This is a genomic window from Marinomonas sp. BSi20584 (genome assembly GCF_002792415.1).
GTDB classification, from domain to species: Bacteria; Pseudomonadota; Gammaproteobacteria; order Pseudomonadales; family Marinomonadaceae; genus Marinomonas; species Marinomonas polaris.
In genome coordinates, this window is the sequence record NZ_KZ454892.1 from 55,956 (window position 1) to 74,554 (window position 18,599).

Consider the following 18,599-nt stretch of genomic DNA (forward strand, 5'->3'; position numbering starts at 1 on the left):
ATAAGGGTTTCATTCAACAATTGAATGGTTCCTTGGCCAGACTATGTTTTGGCCTTCCTCAAAAATAAATAAGTTTAAAATAAACGAGGCTATTATGAGTCAGTCACCTCTGGTTAAGTTTGAAACCAAGAATAACATTGCAATACTTACACTCAACCGTCCAGAAAAACGCAACGCCATGAGCGATGCGATGCGCGCGGAGCTTGTGCAGCATCTTCTTAATATCCGGTCAGATAAAAATATCAAAGCCTTAGTGGTAACAGGTGAAGGTAAAGGTTTTTGTGCTGGCGGTGACATTGCTGGCATGAAAGTCAGAATGGAAGCAGATTTATCGACGGTAGGTTTTAATGGTTGGGATCGTCAGCAAGGCGTTCATTATGCTGCCAGCTTACTGCTTAATTTACCTATTCCTACTGTTGCCGCGGTAAACGGTGCAGCTGCAGGTCTGGGTGCTGACTTTGCTTTGTCTTGTGACTTTATTGTTGCTGCACCTTACGCCAGTTTCACATGGGCTTATATCGCCCGTGGTTTGGTGCCTGATGGTGGTGGTTTGTATTTCCTACCGCGCCGTGTTGGTTTAAGTAAAGCCAAAGATTTGATTTTTAGTGGCCGTAAAGTGGCGCAGGCAGAAGCTTTGGAATTAGGTATTGCAGATCGAATTTGTGAATCTGATGAGCTGCTTGATAAGGCAATCGAAATGGCCGAAGAAATGAGCAATGGTTCAAGAACGGCTATTGCGTTAACTAAATCCATTCTGAATAAAAGCTACGAGATGTCTGAACACCAAGTGTTCGCTGAAGGTAGTAAAGCTCAAGGTATTTGTTATACCTCTTTTGAGCACCGTCAGTCTGTTCAAGCTTTTCTTGATCGCGCAGCAGGAGATAAATAATGCATATGGACGCCTTGTTAAACCCAAAAAGTGTCGCGGTAATTGGTGCTTCTGCTGATCCAAGCAAAACCTCTGGTCGCCCAGTTTCTTATTTACTAAAACATGGCTTTACAGGTGATATTTACCCAGTGAATCCAAAAGCCACTGAAATTCAAGGTCTGAAATGCTATCAATCCATAGATGATATTCCAGCGGCACCGGATGTTGCTTTGGTATTGTTGGGTGCGAAAAGAAGCATTGATGCCGTTCGCTCTTTAAGCAAACTAGGTTGTAAAGCCGCGGTTGTTTTGGCGAGTGGTTTTGCCGAAGCAGGTGACGATGGCCTGAATATGCAACAAGAGTTGCTTGATGCTGCTGGTGATATGCGCATTCTTGGGCCAAACACGATTGGTCTTATTAACCTAACGAACAAAATCCCTCTGTCTGCCAGTGGCGCACTAGAAGTGGCTGATTTGCCAGTGGGTAACATAGCCGTTGTTTCTCAAAGTGGTGGTGTATTGGGGGCTTTATTGTCTCGTGCCGCAGGCAAGGGCATTGGCCTATCTTCTTTGGTATCAACCAGTAACGAAGTGGACCTAGAAGTGTCTGACTTTGTGGAATACTTGGTAGACGATGAACATACTAAAGTCATCGCTTTATACCTTGAAACCATTCGTAATCCAGACCGTTTCCGCGAAGCAGCATTAAAGGCGAGTCGTGCTGGTAAACCTATTGTTGCTTTTAAAATTGGCCGTTCCGAAGCCGGAGCTCGTGCGGCGAGTTCCCATACTGGCGCACTTGCGGGTGAAGACAATGTCTACGACGCCTTCTTTAAACAGCTAGGTGTGATTCGCGCGAATACTTTTGATGAGCTAATTGATATCCCAGCAGCGTTGACCAATGACCGCATTATGCATGGCCGTCGCGTGGCTATTCTCACTTCGACTGGTGGTGCCGGTACATTGGTATCAGATGCCTTGGGTATGGTGGATTTTGAAACGCCGGTACCGGATGAAGATACTGCTGAGCGTTTACGGGCTATTCAAGGCGATACACCAACCGTTCTTGACCGTAACCCAATTGACGTAACCTTGGCGGGCCTACAGCCAGACTTGCTTCGTAAAGCCATTACTATTTTGTTAGAAAGTAAAAGCTACGATGCGTTGGTGGTGATTATTGGTTCTTCAGGTTTAGCGATGCCAGATCTTGTGGTGAGTGCGATTCAGGATTGCCTACCTTGCAGCGATAAGCCTGTTATTACTTATGTTAGTCCAAATGCGCCAGATACTTTGCAGCGCCTTAATAAAGCAGGTATTCCAAGTTTTACTTCTCCTGAAAGTTGCAGTGCGGGATTGGAAGCTTTGTACCGTGTTCGTCCAGAAGCGTTGGCAGCATTAGAAGATAAAGAGGCGGCAGTGGTTTCTACAGCGCCAGCTTTTAGTGACAGTAGTTTTGATGAAGTTCAGGCAAAAGCACTTTTCAGCAGCGCAGGTATTAGTGTACCGAAGAGCCGAGTGGTTAAAAATGAAGCCGAAGCCTTGGCAGCCGTGAAAGCATTGAAAGCACCTGTTGTTTTAAAAGTGCTTGATGCCAACCTAATGCACAAGAGTGATATCGGCGGCGTAGCTTTGTTCCAAGATGAAACGACTATCGCCAATGCGCTAACTGCAATGAAACAAGCGGTTGCTAAACATACTGGCAATGAGCCTGAAGCATTCCTGATTGAAGAAATGGTATCTGGTGGCTACGAGTTGATTCTCGGAGCAAACCGAGACGCACTTGGTGTTTCAATTTTATTGGGTGCTGGTGGTGTTGCGGCTGAATTGTATAAAGATACGACGATTCGTTTGCTAGAAAAAGGCAAAGGGATAAGCCTGAAACAAGCAGAAAATATGATGCGAGATCTTACTTCGTGGCCACTTTTAGATGGTTATCGTGGTGCCGCATTGCGAGATACCAAAGCGCTTGCAGAAGTGATCGTAAACTTCTCCAACTTTATTGCCAGCTTAGGTGATCGACTTGTGACGGCTGAAATCAACCCATTGTTTGTGTTGAAAGCGGGATCAGGTGTTGTTGCAGCAGACGCAGTTATTGTTCTTGAAGAGAACAAATAAGGAGGGGCTATGACGCAACTTATCGATCAGTATCCTGTATCACTGCAAATAGTTCAAAATTTTGCCGTGGTGACCATTAATAATCCACCTGTCAACGCCAGTACGGATGCTGTGCGAAAAGGCATTTTGGCGCGTTTGGCACAAGTCAATGTTGACGCTGTTGATGGGGTTATTCTGCAAGGTGAAGGCCGTTGCTTGATGGCTGGCGCCGATTTGAATGAATTGGAAAACGAGCCGACTGAGCCAACCTTGCCTCAAGTGACTCAGGCTATTGAACAGTTTCCGTTACCAGTTGTTGCTATCGTCAAGGGTTTTACCCTTGGCGGTGGCCTTGAATTGGCATTGGCAAGTGACTATCGAATCGCCGTAAAAGGTGCGAAGTTGGGGCTTCCTGAGGTGTCTGTTGGCATAGTGCCGGGCGCTGGCGGTACACAACGCTTGCCCCGTGCTATTGGTATGTTACACGCTTTGGATATGGTTGTTTCAGGTAAGCCAATTAGTGCAGAAGAAGCCCTAAGCCGTGGTCTTGTTCACACGCTTATCGGCCAGGATTCGATCGATGAGGTGATTCAGCTTCTTTCTGCTTTAGAGACACCTTTGTCTAAGCAACGCCTTAGTGAGCGCAATATTCCTGGTTATGACCATGATGATTTTGCGGTTCAATCGAAAGGTTTGCTAAAACGTTCAAGAGGCTTGCCATCGGCTCACGCCGCGGCAGATTTACTAGCCAAAACATCCAGCTTGAGTTTTGCTGATGGTGTGGCGTTGGAACGTGAAATTTTCTTAAAACTTCGTGGTAGCCTGCCAGCTCAGGCTTTGCGTTATTTGTTTTTCGTCGAAAATGGCTTAGGCAAAAAAACAGCAACAGACTCGCCTATTGAACGAGTGGGTGTCATCGGCGCTGGCACAATGGGCAGCGGTATTTGTTTGAATGCGCTTATGTCTGGCTATGAAGTCTTTCTGGTTGAGATCAATGAACAAGCTCTTGAAGCAGGTAAAACACGAATTTTGTCTGAGTTGGATGGTGCGGTTAAGCGCGGCAAACTAACAGAAGATAAAAAAGCTCAGTGTTTGAATAAACTTCATACTTCGTCGGATCTGACTCTTCTTAAAGATGTGGATCTTGCCGTTGAAGCGATTATTGAAAGTTTAGACGCGAAAAAATCCTTGTTTAGTAATTTGGCAAATATCGTTCGTGCTGATGCTTTGTTGGCAACAAATACGTCATACCTTGATGTGGATGAGATTTTTGCTGGTATTCAACATCCCGAACGGGTTTTGGGTCTGCATTTCTTCAGTCCAGCTCATATCATGTCGTTATTGGAAGTGGTGAAAATCGCTTCAACCAGTCAAGAAACCTTTAATAAAGCGATGGTTTTTGCGAAAAAGCTCGGCAAAAAAGCCATTACGACAAAAAATGCATGGGGCTTTGTGGGTAACCGTTTGTATGCGGCTTACCGACGCCAGTGCGAGTTCCTAATGGAAGAGGGCGCTAGCCCAGAGCAAATAGATCAAGCAATAGAATCTTATGGTTTTGCCATGGGCGTGTTTAAAGTGGCTGATATGTCTGGCTTGGACATTGCTTGGCGCATGCGCGAACAGACGAAAGACACGCGTCATTTGTCTCGTTATGTTGAAATTCCAGACCGAATCTGTGAAGCCGGGCGCTTGGGCCGCAAAACGGGCAGTGGTTATTATCAATATGGCGACAATGGTAAACCAGAATCCGATACTTTTATTGCAGAGCTGCTAACTGCTTATCGTCGAGAAAAAGGCATCGTTGCTAAAGCGTTTACAGATGAAGAGATTCAGCAGCGTGTGATTGGCAGCTTGATCAACGAATCTTTATTGCTTCTTGAAGAGCAAGTGTGCGAAACCCCAGAAGAGATTGATATTGCTTTGACTAATGGTTACGGCTTCCCTCGCTGGAAAGGCGGCCCAGTCTTTATTGCTCGTCACATGCCTACCGATGAGTTGGCAGTGTTAATGGCTCATCTTGCTGACGTAAATGGTAAGGGGCACCAAGCGGGCAAGGTACAGACACTAAAGAAATAACAACAAAATTAATGGTGAGAAATATGTCAGAAGCTTACATTTGTGATGCGATACGTACTCCGTTTGGTCGTTTTATGGGCGGTTTGTCGTCTATTCGTACTGATGATCTTGGTGCTTTACCAATCAAGGAATTAATGAAACGTAATCCTTCGGTCGATTGGTCGAAAGTCGATGATGTTGTTTACGGTTGTGCTAACCAAGCGGGTGAAGACAATCGTAATGTCGCCCGTATGTCTGGCCTTTTAGCTGGCTTGCCGGAGACTGTTCCGGGCTTAACGGTAAATCGTCTATGTGGTTCAGGACTTGATGCGGTAGGTTCCGCGGCGCGTACTTTGCGCCTTGGCGAAGCAAGTTTGATTATCGCTGGTGGTGTCGAAAGTATGAGTCGTTCACCTTATGTGATGAAAAAGGCCATGACACCATTCGATAGAGGCCAAGCTCTAGAAGATACGACCATTGGCTGGCGTTTAGTGAATCCAGCAATGGAAGCACTTTATGGTGTGGATGCATTGCCGCAGACAGCAGAAAACGTTGCCGAAGAAGAAGTTGTTTCCAGAGAAGATCAAGATGCTTTTGCATTGCGTAGTCAGCAGCGCTGGGCTGCGGCTAGTGAAGCAAACTTCTTCGAAAATGAAGTGTTTCCTGTCACTATTTCTGTCCCTAAAAAAGAAGATGTGACCCTTGCTAAAGATGAACATCCTCGTCCACAGACGACGTTAGAAGCGTTAACGAAATTGCGCAGTGTGACTAAGTCTGATGGCTCAGTTACGGCGGGCAATGCATCCGGTATTAATGACGGTGCGTGTGCCTTGTTGATGGCGAATGAACAAGCGGTGAAAGACTACAATCTTACGCCAAGAGCTAAAGTGGTTGGCATGTCTGTCGCGGGTGTACCGCCAAGAGTGATGGGCATGGGACCCGTTCCAGCCATTAAGAAGGTATTGGCACAAACCAATTTGACGCTTGAGCAAATGGATGTGATTGAACTGAATGAAGCGTTTGCCGCTCAAGCACTTGGCGTAACACGTCAGCTTGGTTTAAAAGACGATGACGCTCGAGTGAACCCAAATGGTGGTGCGATTGCCATCGGGCATCCACTGGGCGCATCAGGTGCTCGCTTAGTAACGACAGCTATTAATCAGCTAGAAAAGACATCTGGACGTTATGCATTGATTAGTATGTGTGTTGGTGTTGGTCAAGGTATTGCTCTGATTATAGAACGAGTGTAATAACCGCGCTGCTCAGTCGTGGTTAGAACTAAGTTTGCCAGCCCTTTGGGCTGGCTTTTTTAGTCTATGTGTTCCTAGGTTTACACGACTAGATAGGGTTGGAGTTTTTCCTTGTCGCTGCTGTTCAACGAACAAGATTGTTTTGTCGGTTTGTTTATGCATACAACTGTTGTACGTCCGACTACACAACGCTTTTCGTATTGAAACATTTCCTGGTAAAAAGTCACTGACTTACCGCCGATGCGCTCTACGCAAGTGTTGATGACAACATCATCACCATGAAGCACTTCATTTTTAAAATCGATAGAAATATTAGCAACCACCCAAGGTTGTGTTATTTCAAGAGCAGAGCGGCAGAAGTCAGAGCGTGATTCGGCCATCCAAACAGGAAAAACAGTATTGCTTATATGTCCTAGTTTGTCTGTTTCAGAAAATCTAGGTTTTATTATTGTGGTATGAAACATAGTTTATCTCTGTCGTGAGGTGTTGTTTATAGTGAATTTATTTTAGAGGAAAAAGTTTTTTAGTGCTTGCCTGTTAGCCTTACAATAATTGTATTGACTAACAAAATGTTATGTCTAATGATGGCTGCTAATATTTTTATATTCTATTTTTCTACTCAGGCTTTAAGGTACCTATTATGAAGTATCCTCTCCCTCCTCTAAATCCTCTTAAGGCATTTGAATCTGCTGCAAGGTTACTAAGTCTCACTGCTGCGGCAGAAGATCTAAATGTTTCTCAAGTGGCGGTGAGTCGGCAGGTTAAGGTGCTGGAAGATTATTTTGGTGTTGCGTTATTTAAGCGTTTGCACCGTGGAATTGAATTAACGGATGAGGGAAAAGAGCTGTACGACGGAATCAGTACCGCTTTTCAAGATATCGCTGATGCGGCTAGAAAAGTATCTCGAAGAGGGCGTCGTGATGTTTTATCGATTCAATCCTATACCACTTTTTCGCAGCGTTGGTTGATACCTAGGTTGGCAGACTTCCACAAGCGTTTTGAGGCAACAGAGGTCCGTTTATCTTCTTCACTTGCCCCTGTAGATTTCGAAACACAAAATATCGATGCTGCGATTCGTTCTGGTTATGGAAAATGGCCTGAATTGCATGCAGAAAGATTAGTTGAAATAGAACTTATTCCTGTTTGTACACCAGAGTTTTTGGCAAATAATCCGTTGCATACACCGCAAGACTTACAAAACGTCACCTTATTGCATTCTATGGCAAGAAATCATGACTGGGAAAGTTGGTTAAAGTCTAGAGAGGTGAAGGTAGACAGCCATAAAGGAATTCGTTTTGATAACTCTTCCTCGGCTTATGAAGCTGCCGCTATGGGAATGGGAGTTGCTCTTGCGGTAAAAGTATTTGTTGAGGGGTTGCTGACTAAAGGAAAGCTAGTTTCTCCGTTCCCCGATTCTCATACAACAGGCGAAAGTTATTATTTGGTTTGGTCCAATAAGGTTGCTCCTAGTGACACGCTTTTGACCTTTTTAAAATGGATGAGAGAGTCTATGAGAAAATAAATTTTTATCGTTGTTGATTATGACTAAATAGTAAGTGATGGAAATGTTATAGCGGCCATTACATATGTTCAGTGTTACTAGTAAAACTATAATGAGATTATCTTGGTGTTCTTCAGATCCCTAATAAAAAGAAAGAAGGAAAGATCATGATATTAAAAACTAAAAATCTGAAATCTCTAACTAAGAAAATCACTATCACATTATGTGCTGCAATGATAAGTGTTAGCACATTAGCCGCAGATAAATGGCCTACAGGGCCAGTTACTATTTATATGCATACTAAAGCTGGTGGTTCATCCGATATTTTTATTCGAACTCTAGCAAAAGCTTTAGAACCACAAATCAAGCAAAATATTATTGTTGTTAACTCTCCTGGTGGCGGTGGTGCAGCTCAAATGTCCCGTGTTCGCGCAGCGAAACCTGATGGGCAAACACTAGGTATTAATACTTTAACAGCCTTTACCAGCATGGTAGATAATCTCAAGGGAACATTTTCTTTAGATGAATTTTCTTGGATCGCAACGACTCAAGAAGATCAAAATCTAATGTATGTTCGTGCTGATTCGGATATTAATAATCTGAAAGACCTAGAAGAAGCAGCAAAAAAACGCACTATTAACGTTGGAGGCTTTGGACCAATCGGTTCTACTCAGTTTATAAGTATGAGTATGTATGCTGAAGCTGCTGGGATTGATCTGAATTGGGTAGCATTTAATGCAACACCTGACATTGTCGCAGCATTATTAGGTGGTCATATCGATGTTGGTATGTCTAGTTTAGGTGGTGCTAAATCATTCTTTGACGCTGGTCGAATTAAAGGCTTGGGTGTTCATGGTATGACTAAGTTAGATGGCTATGACAATATTCAAACCTTCTCTGATCAAGGTTATAAAGTTGACAATAGCTGGGTGCAACTACGTGGTGTGTTTGGACCAAAAGGCATTCCAAAAGACATCCAAGAACAAATTTCTGATGCTTTCCACAAAGCGATGCTAGATAAAGATTACCAAGAATACGCACGTAACTCAGGTGTCATTGATTCTTGGTTAGGACCTGATGAATATACAGCGGCTGCTAAGCGTATTTCGGATCTTGCTGAATACAACTTGAAACGTGCTGGCGTAATTAAATAAGGTTGCGTGATTTCCTCTTGATACCACAGTAATTCTTACTGCTATTAATGCCTGCTTCATGATTATGAGGCAGGCATTAGTTTTGCCTAGATCTTTGTGACTTAGTACAAAGATCTCTAAACATTTCACATGTCTATTTTTTTGGAGTATTCGTGGAAAATCCAATTATTCAATTATCTAATTTGGCTGTCCATTGGTTGACATGTCCACTTTCTAAAGACGTTTCTTGGGCTACTCGCAGAGCGATATTAGATTGGTACGCAACCACTTTGCCGGGCACAGTCTGTTCTCCATCAACAGAGCTCAAACATTTTATTGAATCAGCAAGTGGAAATGCCTTTTCTTATGTTGATGGTGAGCCAAGATCTATTAGTTATTCTGCTTTTATGAATGGTGTCGCTAGCCATACTGTTGAATTCGATGATATTTTTAAAGATGGCGGTTACCATCCCGGCAGCCCAACCATTTCGGCTGCCTTAGCCATTGCCCAGAATAACAATGTGTCTTTGGATGTTTTACATCGCGCTATTATTGGTGCTTACGAAGTGGGTTGCCGCTTGTCTCTTGCTATTCAGCCTGCCCATTATAAGTATTGGCATACCACGTCAACGGTTGGCACCATTGGTGCTGCTGTGGCGTGTGTGCTGTTAGCAAAAGGTACGCAGGAACAAGTGATGCACGCCATTGGTATTGCCAGTAGTTTTGCAGGTGGACATCAGGCTAACCTGCAAGGAGAGGGCGGAGCAAAAGCGCTTCATGCGGGCCATGCTGCCCAAGCTGGTATTTTGGCTGGTAATTCAGCCTTGGCTGGCGTTAAGGCATCCATAGACAGCTTAAGTGGTCCGTTTGGTTGGGCGAATGCGACAACCGATGCCACAGTTAATTGGGGAAAAGCGTTTGCTGGCTCCTATGAGTGGACACCAATCACTCGTATGACTATTAAAAACCATGGTTGTTGCGGACATATTTTCCCTGCAATAGATGGCGTGGGTAACTTATTAACAACACACAATATTGGATATCAAGACATCGAGTCTATTGATGTTTATGGTTACGATGCTACGAAAAAAATGTGCGATAGAACCAACCCGCAAGACGCACAACAAGCGCGCTTTAGCCTGCAATACTGTATCGCTGCCCATTGCTTGACCGGAAAAGTCCGCCTAGAAGCCTTTAACGACGAAACCTTGGCTCGACAAGATATCCGCAACTTTGCCAAGCGTGTTTCTGTTTATAGAGACGAGGAGCTTAGCAAGCTTTATCCCGGAGTTCGCTCGGCTCGCGTCATTATTAAACTTACCAATGGCGAGGAACTTTCCTACCATCAGAAAACCCGTAAAGGGGATCCGGAAGATCCTTTAACAGACGATGAGTTGGTTCAGAAGTTTAACGAACTCACTATGGGGATTTTGGGTAACACAGAGAAGTCACGGCTTGAATATTTGATATTACAAGGCCATGAAATCCCTAATATTGTGACTCGATTAGAAGATTAATTAGGTCATATCTGACCGAGTACCTACTCGGTACGATAAAGTTTATTAGTCCCGACTCAATCTGACAATTCCACTTAAAAGTTAGAGAGTTACCCGTTTTGATAAAAGTGTCGAATTTTCAATCAAAGCGAACAAAAGGTAACTCTCTATGTTGCATACTAAGAATCCCATCATTCAGCACAAAGTGGGTTTGCTCAATCTTGCTGAATAACTGGGTAGCGTCTTAAAAGCTGGCTCAAGATGGCAATCTTGGTGCGTTAATTAATCGATCTAGGCGCGCACCTAATGTTAAAAATAGAGTCGATGACGTAACGGAAAACGCCGTGATTGACTATTCCACTACAGTTATAGATGAAAAAGCTTGCACAAGCGTTAGAGGGTAAGTCTGTAGTGGTATGGATCCAGTTTCTGTTATTTTTTGACCACTGAATAGAGATACATAAATCTTGTTTAGTGGCTTTTATACAGATTACTCCTATGTTATTCGTATTTTAGGGTCGATTCTTAAAACAATTTTTTATGAAATAAGTGCATCAACCAATTCTACAAATCCTAAGCCGCCAGCACTTTGAGTAATATAGTTGGGTTTATGGGCCAATATCGGAAGGAATTTTTCAATATTAGCTACACCAACTGATAAGGGAATGGCTTGAAACATGGCTTCATCATTGGTTGAGTCGCCTATGAAGGCAGTTTCCTCAAGAGAGATATTGTGTGATGCAAGCCACGCTAGAGCACCAGTTGCTTTGTTGTAATCCCCAATCCAGGTATTAATGTGAATTGAGCTTAACTTAGCGTTCACTCCTTTCTCTTTTAACCATTGGGTTGCTGATTTTGCATGTAAAAAGTCCACTTTAACTGCTTGGCCTATATCCAGTGCCACATCGGTAATGCGATAACTTTGATCTTGGGTGAAGCTGATATCTGGATAGAGCGTATTTAATTCCTTGATAAGCAGCTTTAACTTTTCAAGATCTTCTTGTACTTGGTGAGGTTCTTTTAAGTAAGTAAGCAAAGTATGACCACGATCTCCTTGCTCCATAAAGAAAGCGCCATTTTCACCTATGATGTATTTGATTGGTAAGGTTTTTAATAAGCAATCACACCATCCTGCGCTGGCTCCGGTAACAGGCACCACAACTATGTTAGCTTCTTTTAATTTATGTAAAGATTGAATCGTTTGGAGTGGGATTTCGCCATTGAATGTCAGTGTGTCATCTACATCGGTAAATAATACTTTGATTTTATTAATAAGGTTTTTGGGTAAGTTTGTCGGGTTATTCATTAGTATTTTAATCTTCTAGAGTTAAGCAAATAGGCTGGTGGTCTGAAGCCATAGTTGAGGTATTTACTTCAAAATGTTTGATTTTGTCATGCAAGCTTGCAGAACAAAGAAAGTAGTCTCGGACATGAGGGCCTTCAGGCCAGAGATCCGTATCAAATAGACCACAAGTTGGCTGTCGAATAGAGCTGCTTGCGTTGTTTAATGCGATCTCAGCACTGTCTAGCCAAGCCATGTCCTGGGTCATCTTTATGTACTTGGCACTGTTTAAAGCAATATTAAGGTCTCCACATAATATAATGTGTCTGCCTTTTTGAGCGGTGTGATAGGCGTCATTATCGGTTGAAATTGAGGGTGTCATTGATGAATCGGTGTGGCTTCGTATTTGCTCTCGCAGTTGAGTTACGCACTCGATTTGCTGTTTCGATTCTAATTCAGAGTGATAGGCAAGATGCGTATTCATTAAAGTAATATTTGTGTCCCTGTAGTGAATCACTGTTTCTACCATCGTTCTAGGTATTTGGATGGACGGAGAGACACAAGGGTTTGGTAGCTGATGAATACGCTGGTCTAAGAGTTTGCCATGTTTAACTAAGGTTAAATTTCCAAACTCTTGGCTTTTGCCATTCTCCAATGGTCGACTAAACCCTGGCGCCCAAGCACTGTGGTAATTAGGAAAACTTTCTTCAATCAGACATTTTTGATCATCATTATTGTACGGCAACATATGTCGAGAAACTTCTTGTAAACAGATTACATCTAAGTCTCCAAAGGCCTGAATGTCCTTGATGATTCTAGTGATATCAAAGATATGATCACAACCTTTAGCTGATTGTATATTCCAGCTTAATAAACGCATTATTTGATTCCTGCATGCATAAATGACTGAATGAATTGACGTTGGAAAATAATAAAGATCAGTAATAATGGAGCAATTGAAATTAGTGTACCTGCACAAATAATAGCCCAATCAACACCGGACTCAGGAGCTCCAAAAATAGACAAACCAACAGTGAGCGGACGACTATTTTCTGTATTGGTGACGATTAATGGCCATAAAAAATTGTTCCAATGTGTGCTGATGGAGACCAACGCGTAAGCCACGTAAGTTGGCTTGGCAAGCGGCACATAGACTTTCCAAATAATTTGTAAAAGATTACACCCTTCTAATTTTGCGGCGTTTTCTAAATCAATAGGCACTGTTTTAAAACTTTGGCGTAATAAGAAAATACCAAATGCGCTGGCAATGTACGGAATAGCCACAGCTAAATATGTATCAATGGCATGGAGTTGAGCCAGAGTTTGATAGTTCTCCACAATGAGTATTTCTGGTGTCACCATCAATTGCATAATAATTAAGCTGAAAACAAATGCTCGACCGTGAAATTTAATTCGAGCTAATGCATAAGCGGCCAAGGTACATACGATTAACTGACCTGCCAATGTCAAAATGCTGATGGCAAACGTGTTAAACATGTAGCGGACAAAAGGGGCTTGAGACCAAGCTTTCTCAAAGTTACTCAACTCCAATGGAGCAAATAGGGAAAAATGAGTTGTATATTCAGCGCTATGGAAAGCAGCCCAGAAAGCATAAAGCAAAGGAAAAATCCAAAGTAATGCCAATATCCAAGCGATACTAGAAGATAAAAAAGTCAGTGTTTTATTCATTATCAATCTCGATAGCCTGCCAGTTAGTAATGGATGCGACGTTCTATCACGCCAAATTGTACGAGTGCCATAACAATTAATATGAGCAGCAAAATCACTGTTAATGCCGATGCATAAGCTGTATCGAAGAAAGAAAATGAGTTTTCGTAAATGTAATACAGCAATAGATTCGTCGCATTGTTCGGACCACCTTTGGTGAGAATGAACAAATGGTCTATGAGCTTAAATGAGTTCAGCAAGGCATTAACAAATACAAATAAAGTGGTCGGCATTAGCAAAGGAAAAGTAATACGTCTAAAAATATATAAACTGGAGGCATTTTCTGTTTTTGCCGCCTTATATAAATCGGGGGAAATAGTTTGCAGGGCCGCAAGATAGAAAATCATAAAAAAACCCGCCTCTTTCCAGATGGTCATGGTCATTAAGCTATATAGCGCCGTATTAGGGTCGCCTAGCCAGTTGACGCCAGAGAGACCGAACCAGCTCAAAATGGCATTAAATAAACCGATTTCCGGGCTATAAAATAGCAGCCAAATATTAGCGACTGAGATCATAGGCAACATAGTGGGTGTGAAAAAAGAAAGACGCATAAAGCCTGTCCCAGCGATTTTGCCATTGACCCAAAGTGCCATCATTAAGGCGAAGAAGATGGATGCTGGTACTGTAATCAAAGCATACAAGGCGCTGTTCTTTAGTACTTGCCAAAAAACAGGATCATCAAGCAAGCGGGCATAGTTTTCGCTGCTGGCTTGATTTCCCATTTGTACACCAAAGCCAAACATGCTGCGCCAAATGGTGTTTCCTATGGGTAGATAGGTAAAGGCAACTAAAAGGATGAGTGCTGGCGCTAAGAGAAGCCAAGCTTGGGCTTTATAGGTTTTAAACATAAATAATCTCAATGAGGGGCCATTGCTAGCCCCTTTAATCAACATGAAATTTAACGGTAGCGTGACAAGATCTGATCGGCTTGTTTTTGGGCGGCTGTTAAAGCTTGTTTCGCGCCTTGCTGACCATTTAGCACAGATTGAATCGCATCATCTAATAGCTTTCTTACACGACCAGATTGGTGTGTAGATAGCTCGGCCGTTGCATATTTCAATTGATCTCGAGCAACAGCTGCTGGTGGGAAGGACTCAACATAGTTGGCGAGTTCCTTGGTTTGATAAGCCTCAGGACTAACACCCATGTAGCCAGTTTCTATACTCCATTTAGCTGCTTGCTGTGGTGAGGTCATAAATTTAACCAGTTTAAGAGCAGCTAGCTTTTCTTCTGTTGTGGCATTTTTGAACAAGTAGAAATTACCACCGCCCGTTGGTGAACCACGCTCCACATCAGCAGGTAACATAGCAACGCCAAAGTCAAAGTTTGCTGCATTTTTTACTGCTGTTAAATTACCGGTTGAGTGCCACATGATGGCGGTTTTTTCTTCTAAAAAGTTCTGACGTAAAGTGCCCCATTCAATCATTCCTTTCGGCATGATTTGATACTTGTCGCCTAAGTCTTTCCAGAACTCTAGTGCAGCAATGGCTTTAGGGTCATCGAAATAGGTTTTATTGCCAGCTTGGTTCATTAGCTTATGACCTTTTTCTTTAGTCAATGCGCCAAACATCCAATATGGATAGCCAGTAGATGGGATCATAGCTCCCCATTGCGTAACATTTCCATTACTGTCTTTCTTGGTCAATTTTTTGCCCATTTCAACTAATTCTTGCCAGTTGCTAGGGGCTTTTTCTGGATCAAGACCCGCTGCACGGAACATGTCTTTGTTGTAGTACATTACAATCGTGGAACGCTGGAAAGGAATGCCATAGGTTTTGCCATCTACAATGCCGTTTTCCATTAATGCTGGGTGGAAGCTTTGTAGCCACTGGCGTTCATCAGGTGTGGAGATAACATCGTCAAAAGGAATAATCGCGCCTAGGTCCATCAGTTCATGGACGTCGATTGAAAACATCACGGATAATTGAGCCGGTTGGCCACTGTTTAATGCTGCTAAAGCTTTTACTCGGGCGTCATTATAGTTACCTGCGTAAATGGCTTTCACATCGATATCAGGGTTCTCTTGTTCAAAATCCTCAACCATGGAATCAACGACTTTAGTTAGCGCGCCGCCAACGGATACAGGGTAGTACATGGTTAACTCTGTTTTAGCTTGTACTAGAGCCGAAAAGCTAAGCCCTATTGCTCCTAATGTAAGAAGTTTTTTCATGTTTATACGCATTGCAGTAGCTCCTTTCAGGTTGATTTTCAGATGCTATGGATTGGTAATTCTGTTGCCAGTAGATTTGGAAAATAGATGTTGTTCTTGTTCAGACCAGTTGATGGTTAAGTCACTTCCTTCCGTGAGTTGATGTTTACCCATAAGGGACAGTTGAATGTCTTTTGCTCCGTGAAAAGGGCCGTCAATAATGTCCACATTAATAACGGTGGCAGCGCCTTGGTAATCACAGCTGTTGATCTTGGTTTTGTGCCCTACATTCTGTACTTCAATGTGCTCAGGTCTTACACCAATAATGTACTCATGGCTGGGAATAAGATTCATTGGTGGATGGCCGATAAAGCTAGCAACAAAGGTTGATTCAGGTGTTTGATAAAAACTTTCTGGTGAACCTTGTTGCTCTACTTTTCCTTGGTTGAGTAAGATGATTTTGTCCGCCATGCTCATCGCTTCAATTTGATCATGGGTTACATACACAACAGTCAAACCCAAAGACTTTTGTAATTGGCGTAATTCATTGCGCATTTCATTGCGTAGTTTGGTGTCAAGATTTGAAAGTGGCTCATCCATAAGACAAAGAGGTGCTTGAGAAGCAATGCTTCTAGCTAACGCAACACGTTGACATTGACCACCTGATAATTGGCTAGGTTTTTTGTTGATATGCTCTTCTAAACTGACCAATTCGATTGCATGTTGTAATCTTTTAATCTGCTCTTGCTTGTCGACTCGGCGCGCTTTTAAGCCAAATAGAATATTTTCTTTGACAGACAAATGGGGGAATAGGGCATAAGACTGAAACACCATAGACAGCTCACGCTTTCCTGGTGGAAGGTGCGTGATATCATTGTTTCCAAGATGAATCTGACCTCGAGTCGGTGTCTCAAGACCAGCAATCATATTGAGCGTGGTGGATTTTCCGCAACCACTTGGCCCCAGTAAAGAAATGAATTCCCCTTGCTCAATCGAGAAGCTGATATCGTTCACTACGCAATGGTGAGAATAATCTTTGCTCAAATTAGAAATACTTAAAAAACTCATAGTTGCCTCAAAGGTTGATCGCTGCTCGCTTCGACTTTTACATCTAGTTGCTGACAAAGCAGGCCTAATTCAGTGGAAATCTGGTTGGTAAAAAACATATCTATGCTTCTTAAGTGACCGCTCTTGACCGGAGCGCTGCGTTGGAACTTCTGATGGTCTGCCACTAAAATGCGTTGTTCGCAGTTTTCCAGAATGGCTTGCGAAAGATGGGATTCCTCAGTAGAAAAATCGAGCAAGTCCCCTGAACTTGAGATGCCTCCAACACCACATATTCCATAATTGACCTGAAACTTTCTGAAATAGTGAGTGGCGTCCTCACCTACAACGTCTTGATCCGTTGTTCTTATACGACCTGCTACCATATGGGTCTGGATATTTGGGTTTTCACATAAGGCTATGGCTGCATTTAAGTTGTTGGTAATGACGGTAAGCCCTGGATGATGGATGAGATGACGGGCAATTTGTTCAGGGGTAGTGCCTATACCTAAAAAAATACTGCAACCTTCTGGCAAGTAACGAACTATGTTTCTTGCTATTTCTTTCTTTTCTTCAAGATGAATGATTTGTCGATTAGAGAAAGATAAATTATGGCTTTGAACTGGTAGACAAATACCGCCATGAACACGTTTTACCAAAGCCAATTCGCTGAGAATATTTAATTCTTTACGAATAGTCTGGACAGACACATCAAAGTGCTCAGTGAGCAGAGCACTGGAAACTTTGCCTCCATGACTTTTTAGTAAATCAAGAATGTCATTCTGTCTTTTAGATATGCCCATTATCATTCGAAACCTTTTCTGTATATTTTTCTGTCGAACGAAATGCTATCTGTTTCGTATGAAGGTTTAATGAATGGTTTTTGACAGTATTGTTAATGGTTAATACGGGAGACCGATTAAGACGTAGCGATAAGAGTTGAAATTTGGAGACCATTTGAAAATTGGCGTCACTAATGACTATAGATAAAATTATTCTTAATGATGATTTTTCAAAAGGCTGATAAATCGTCCTCTTCTTAATGGTATATCAGCTAAAAATGACTTACTTAAAAGCAATAGAGTTGATGAATTTTATGAGGTCAGAAATATTTTTCGAAGTAGAGTGTTTGATTACTACGACAAATGGAATTTATAGATGAAAAAAGCCTGCACAAGCATTAGTGAGTAAGCCAGTAGAATCGATTGTTTTTACGAAATAAGGAATAGATAAGGTAAGTGAGTTCTGGGTAAAACCTGTCATAGTGTAATGGTTTAAATGAGTGGTATGTCTATCTGATAAGCTGCACTAGGGAACATGGGATCAAGCCGCGTAACTCGACTTGATCCCATGTTCCCTAGCAATTCGAATAATCTCTCTTTTTTAAACTAGGTTTTAACGTTAAAAGGTGTCTACTAAGGTATGAAAAGTCAAGTGGACTCTCTCTTTTATACTAGTGGTCTCAACAACAAATCTTGGCACATAGATGCCGATTTTTGGGGGTCTACCCCATGCTCCCTAAGCTCAGAAAAAATATACTTGTTATTTGAAGTGGGTGGTCAAAATCGTGACCAATAAATAATATAAAATCTCATAAATTTAATGTGATTAAGATTTATAAATATTTTTATATGAAACAATAATAAATATATGTTGTTGTTTTGTATGGTTTTATTTGTTTTTATGTGCAGTTGATGATACAAAGTAAAATAAAGTAAATTATAAAAATCGGGCTCATAACCCGAAGATCCGGCTCCCGCAACCATTTTAAAAATGGTGGTTGGTTCACTTTTTAATTAAAAAAAGGGCTCCAGCAAAAACTAATTAAACGAAATTGTTAGTGATTCTTGAAAGAATTAATTTGTCGCGGGATGGAGCAGTCTGGTAGCTCGTCGGGCTCATAACCCGAAGGTCGTTGGTTCGAATCCGGCTCCCGCAACCATATTTCAAGTAAGTCATTAAAAAGTAGGCTATGTCTATAGTTTAACTTGTCGCGGGAT

At 42.2% G+C, this 18,599-nt stretch carries 15 protein-coding genes, 1 tRNA gene and 1 pseudogene; 9 read left to right on the forward strand and 8 right to left on the reverse strand.

Going from position 1 to position 18,599, the window contains the following annotated elements; all coding sequences use genetic code 11:
• Positions 1 to 94: 94 nt before the first annotated feature.
• The 4 genes from TY87_RS18870 to pcaF are packed head-to-tail and all read left to right on the forward strand — an operon-like array spanning position 95 to position 6,266.
• Positions 95 to 889: an enoyl-CoA hydratase/isomerase family protein gene (locus TY87_RS18870; protein ID WP_100188244.1), complete on the forward strand. Its 795-nt coding sequence runs from the start codon at positions 95 to 97 to the stop codon at positions 887 to 889.
• On the forward strand, positions 889 to 2,982 hold the full coding sequence (locus TY87_RS18875; RefSeq protein ID WP_232617183.1) for an acetate--CoA ligase family protein: 2,094 nt from the start codon (positions 889 to 891) through the stop codon (positions 2,980 to 2,982). The genes TY87_RS18870 and TY87_RS18875 overlap by 1 nt, the downstream gene beginning before the upstream one ends.
• A gap of 9 nt (positions 2,983 to 2,991) precedes the next feature.
• Positions 2,992 to 5,037 carry a 3-hydroxyacyl-CoA dehydrogenase NAD-binding domain-containing protein gene (locus tag TY87_RS18880; protein WP_100188245.1) on the forward strand — a complete coding sequence of 682 codons (2,046 nt, stop codon included), beginning with the start codon at positions 2,992 to 2,994 and terminating at the stop codon, positions 5,035 to 5,037.
• Positions 5,038 to 5,060: 23 nt separating this feature from the next.
• Positions 5,061 to 6,266, forward strand: a complete 1,206-nt coding sequence (gene pcaF, locus TY87_RS18885) for a 3-oxoadipyl-CoA thiolase (protein WP_100188246.1) — start codon at positions 5,061 to 5,063, stop codon at positions 6,264 to 6,266.
• Between the two features lie 80 nt (positions 6,267 to 6,346).
• Here the strand turns inward: pcaF and TY87_RS18890 are convergent, their stop codons facing one another.
• Positions 6,347 to 6,730 carry an acyl-CoA thioesterase gene (locus tag TY87_RS18890; protein WP_100188247.1) on the reverse strand — a complete coding sequence of 128 codons (384 nt, stop codon included), beginning with the start codon at positions 6,728 to 6,730 and terminating at the stop codon, positions 6,347 to 6,349.
• Between the two features lie 176 nt (positions 6,731 to 6,906).
• Between TY87_RS18890 and gcvA the strand changes: the two genes are divergently transcribed.
• The 4 genes and pseudogenes from gcvA to TY87_RS22820 form a co-directional block, all read left to right on the forward strand.
• Entirely contained in the window at positions 6,907 to 7,788 is an 882-nt protein-coding gene (gene gcvA, locus TY87_RS18895) for a transcriptional regulator GcvA (RefSeq protein ID WP_100188248.1), read from the forward strand.
• A 146-nt stretch (positions 7,789 to 7,934) separates the two neighbouring features.
• Complete coding sequence (locus TY87_RS18900; RefSeq protein ID WP_100188249.1) at positions 7,935 to 8,921, forward strand: tripartite tricarboxylate transporter substrate binding protein; 987 nt, start codon at positions 7,935 to 7,937, stop codon at positions 8,919 to 8,921.
• A gap of 152 nt (positions 8,922 to 9,073) precedes the next feature.
• On the forward strand, positions 9,074 to 10,417 hold the full coding sequence (locus TY87_RS18905; RefSeq protein WP_100188250.1) for an MmgE/PrpD family protein: 1,344 nt from the start codon (positions 9,074 to 9,076) through the stop codon (positions 10,415 to 10,417).
• A 148-nt stretch (positions 10,418 to 10,565) separates the two neighbouring features.
• A pseudogene (locus TY87_RS22820) lies at positions 10,566 to 10,755 on the forward strand (IS481 family transposase); the annotation flags it as partial.
• A 179-nt stretch (positions 10,756 to 10,934) separates the two neighbouring features.
• Here TY87_RS22820 and TY87_RS18910 read toward each other — a convergent pair.
• The 7 genes from TY87_RS18910 to TY87_RS18940 are packed head-to-tail and all read right to left on the reverse strand — an operon-like array spanning position 10,935 to position 17,402.
• On the reverse strand, positions 10,935 to 11,702 hold the full coding sequence (locus tag TY87_RS18910) for an HAD family hydrolase (RefSeq protein WP_100188251.1): 768 nt from the start codon (positions 11,700 to 11,702) through the stop codon (positions 10,935 to 10,937).
• A 7-nt stretch (positions 11,703 to 11,709) separates the two neighbouring features.
• Positions 11,710 to 12,558 (reverse strand): endonuclease/exonuclease/phosphatase family protein, encoded by an 849-nt coding sequence (locus TY87_RS18915; RefSeq protein WP_100188252.1) that lies wholly within the window; start codon positions 12,556 to 12,558, stop codon positions 11,710 to 11,712.
• Positions 12,558 to 13,367, reverse strand: a complete 810-nt coding sequence (locus TY87_RS18920; protein WP_100188253.1) for a carbohydrate ABC transporter permease — start codon at positions 13,365 to 13,367, stop codon at positions 12,558 to 12,560. Before TY87_RS18920 ends, TY87_RS18915 begins: the two co-directional genes overlap by 1 nt.
• A gap of 23 nt (positions 13,368 to 13,390) precedes the next feature.
• Positions 13,391 to 14,254, reverse strand: coding sequence for a carbohydrate ABC transporter permease (locus TY87_RS18925; protein WP_100188254.1), 864 nt, complete (start codon positions 14,252 to 14,254; stop codon positions 13,391 to 13,393).
• Between the two features lie 50 nt (positions 14,255 to 14,304).
• Positions 14,305 to 15,576, reverse strand: a complete 1,272-nt coding sequence (locus tag TY87_RS18930; RefSeq protein WP_100188260.1) for an ABC transporter substrate-binding protein — start codon at positions 15,574 to 15,576, stop codon at positions 14,305 to 14,307.
• A 45-nt stretch (positions 15,577 to 15,621) separates the two neighbouring features.
• The gene (locus TY87_RS18935) at positions 15,622 to 16,623 is read right to left on the reverse strand and encodes an ABC transporter ATP-binding protein (RefSeq protein WP_100188255.1); all 1,002 of its coding nucleotides are present in this window, start codon (positions 16,621 to 16,623) and stop codon (positions 15,622 to 15,624) included.
• On the reverse strand, positions 16,620 to 17,402 hold the full coding sequence (locus TY87_RS18940) for a DeoR/GlpR family DNA-binding transcription regulator (protein ID WP_100188256.1): 783 nt from the start codon (positions 17,400 to 17,402) through the stop codon (positions 16,620 to 16,622). Before TY87_RS18940 ends, TY87_RS18935 begins: the two co-directional genes overlap by 4 nt.
• A 1,062-nt stretch (positions 17,403 to 18,464) precedes the next feature.
• Between TY87_RS18940 and TY87_RS18945 the strand changes: the two genes are divergently transcribed.
• A tRNA-Met gene (locus TY87_RS18945) sits at positions 18,465 to 18,541 on the forward strand.
• Positions 18,542 to 18,599: the final 58 nt, after the last annotated feature.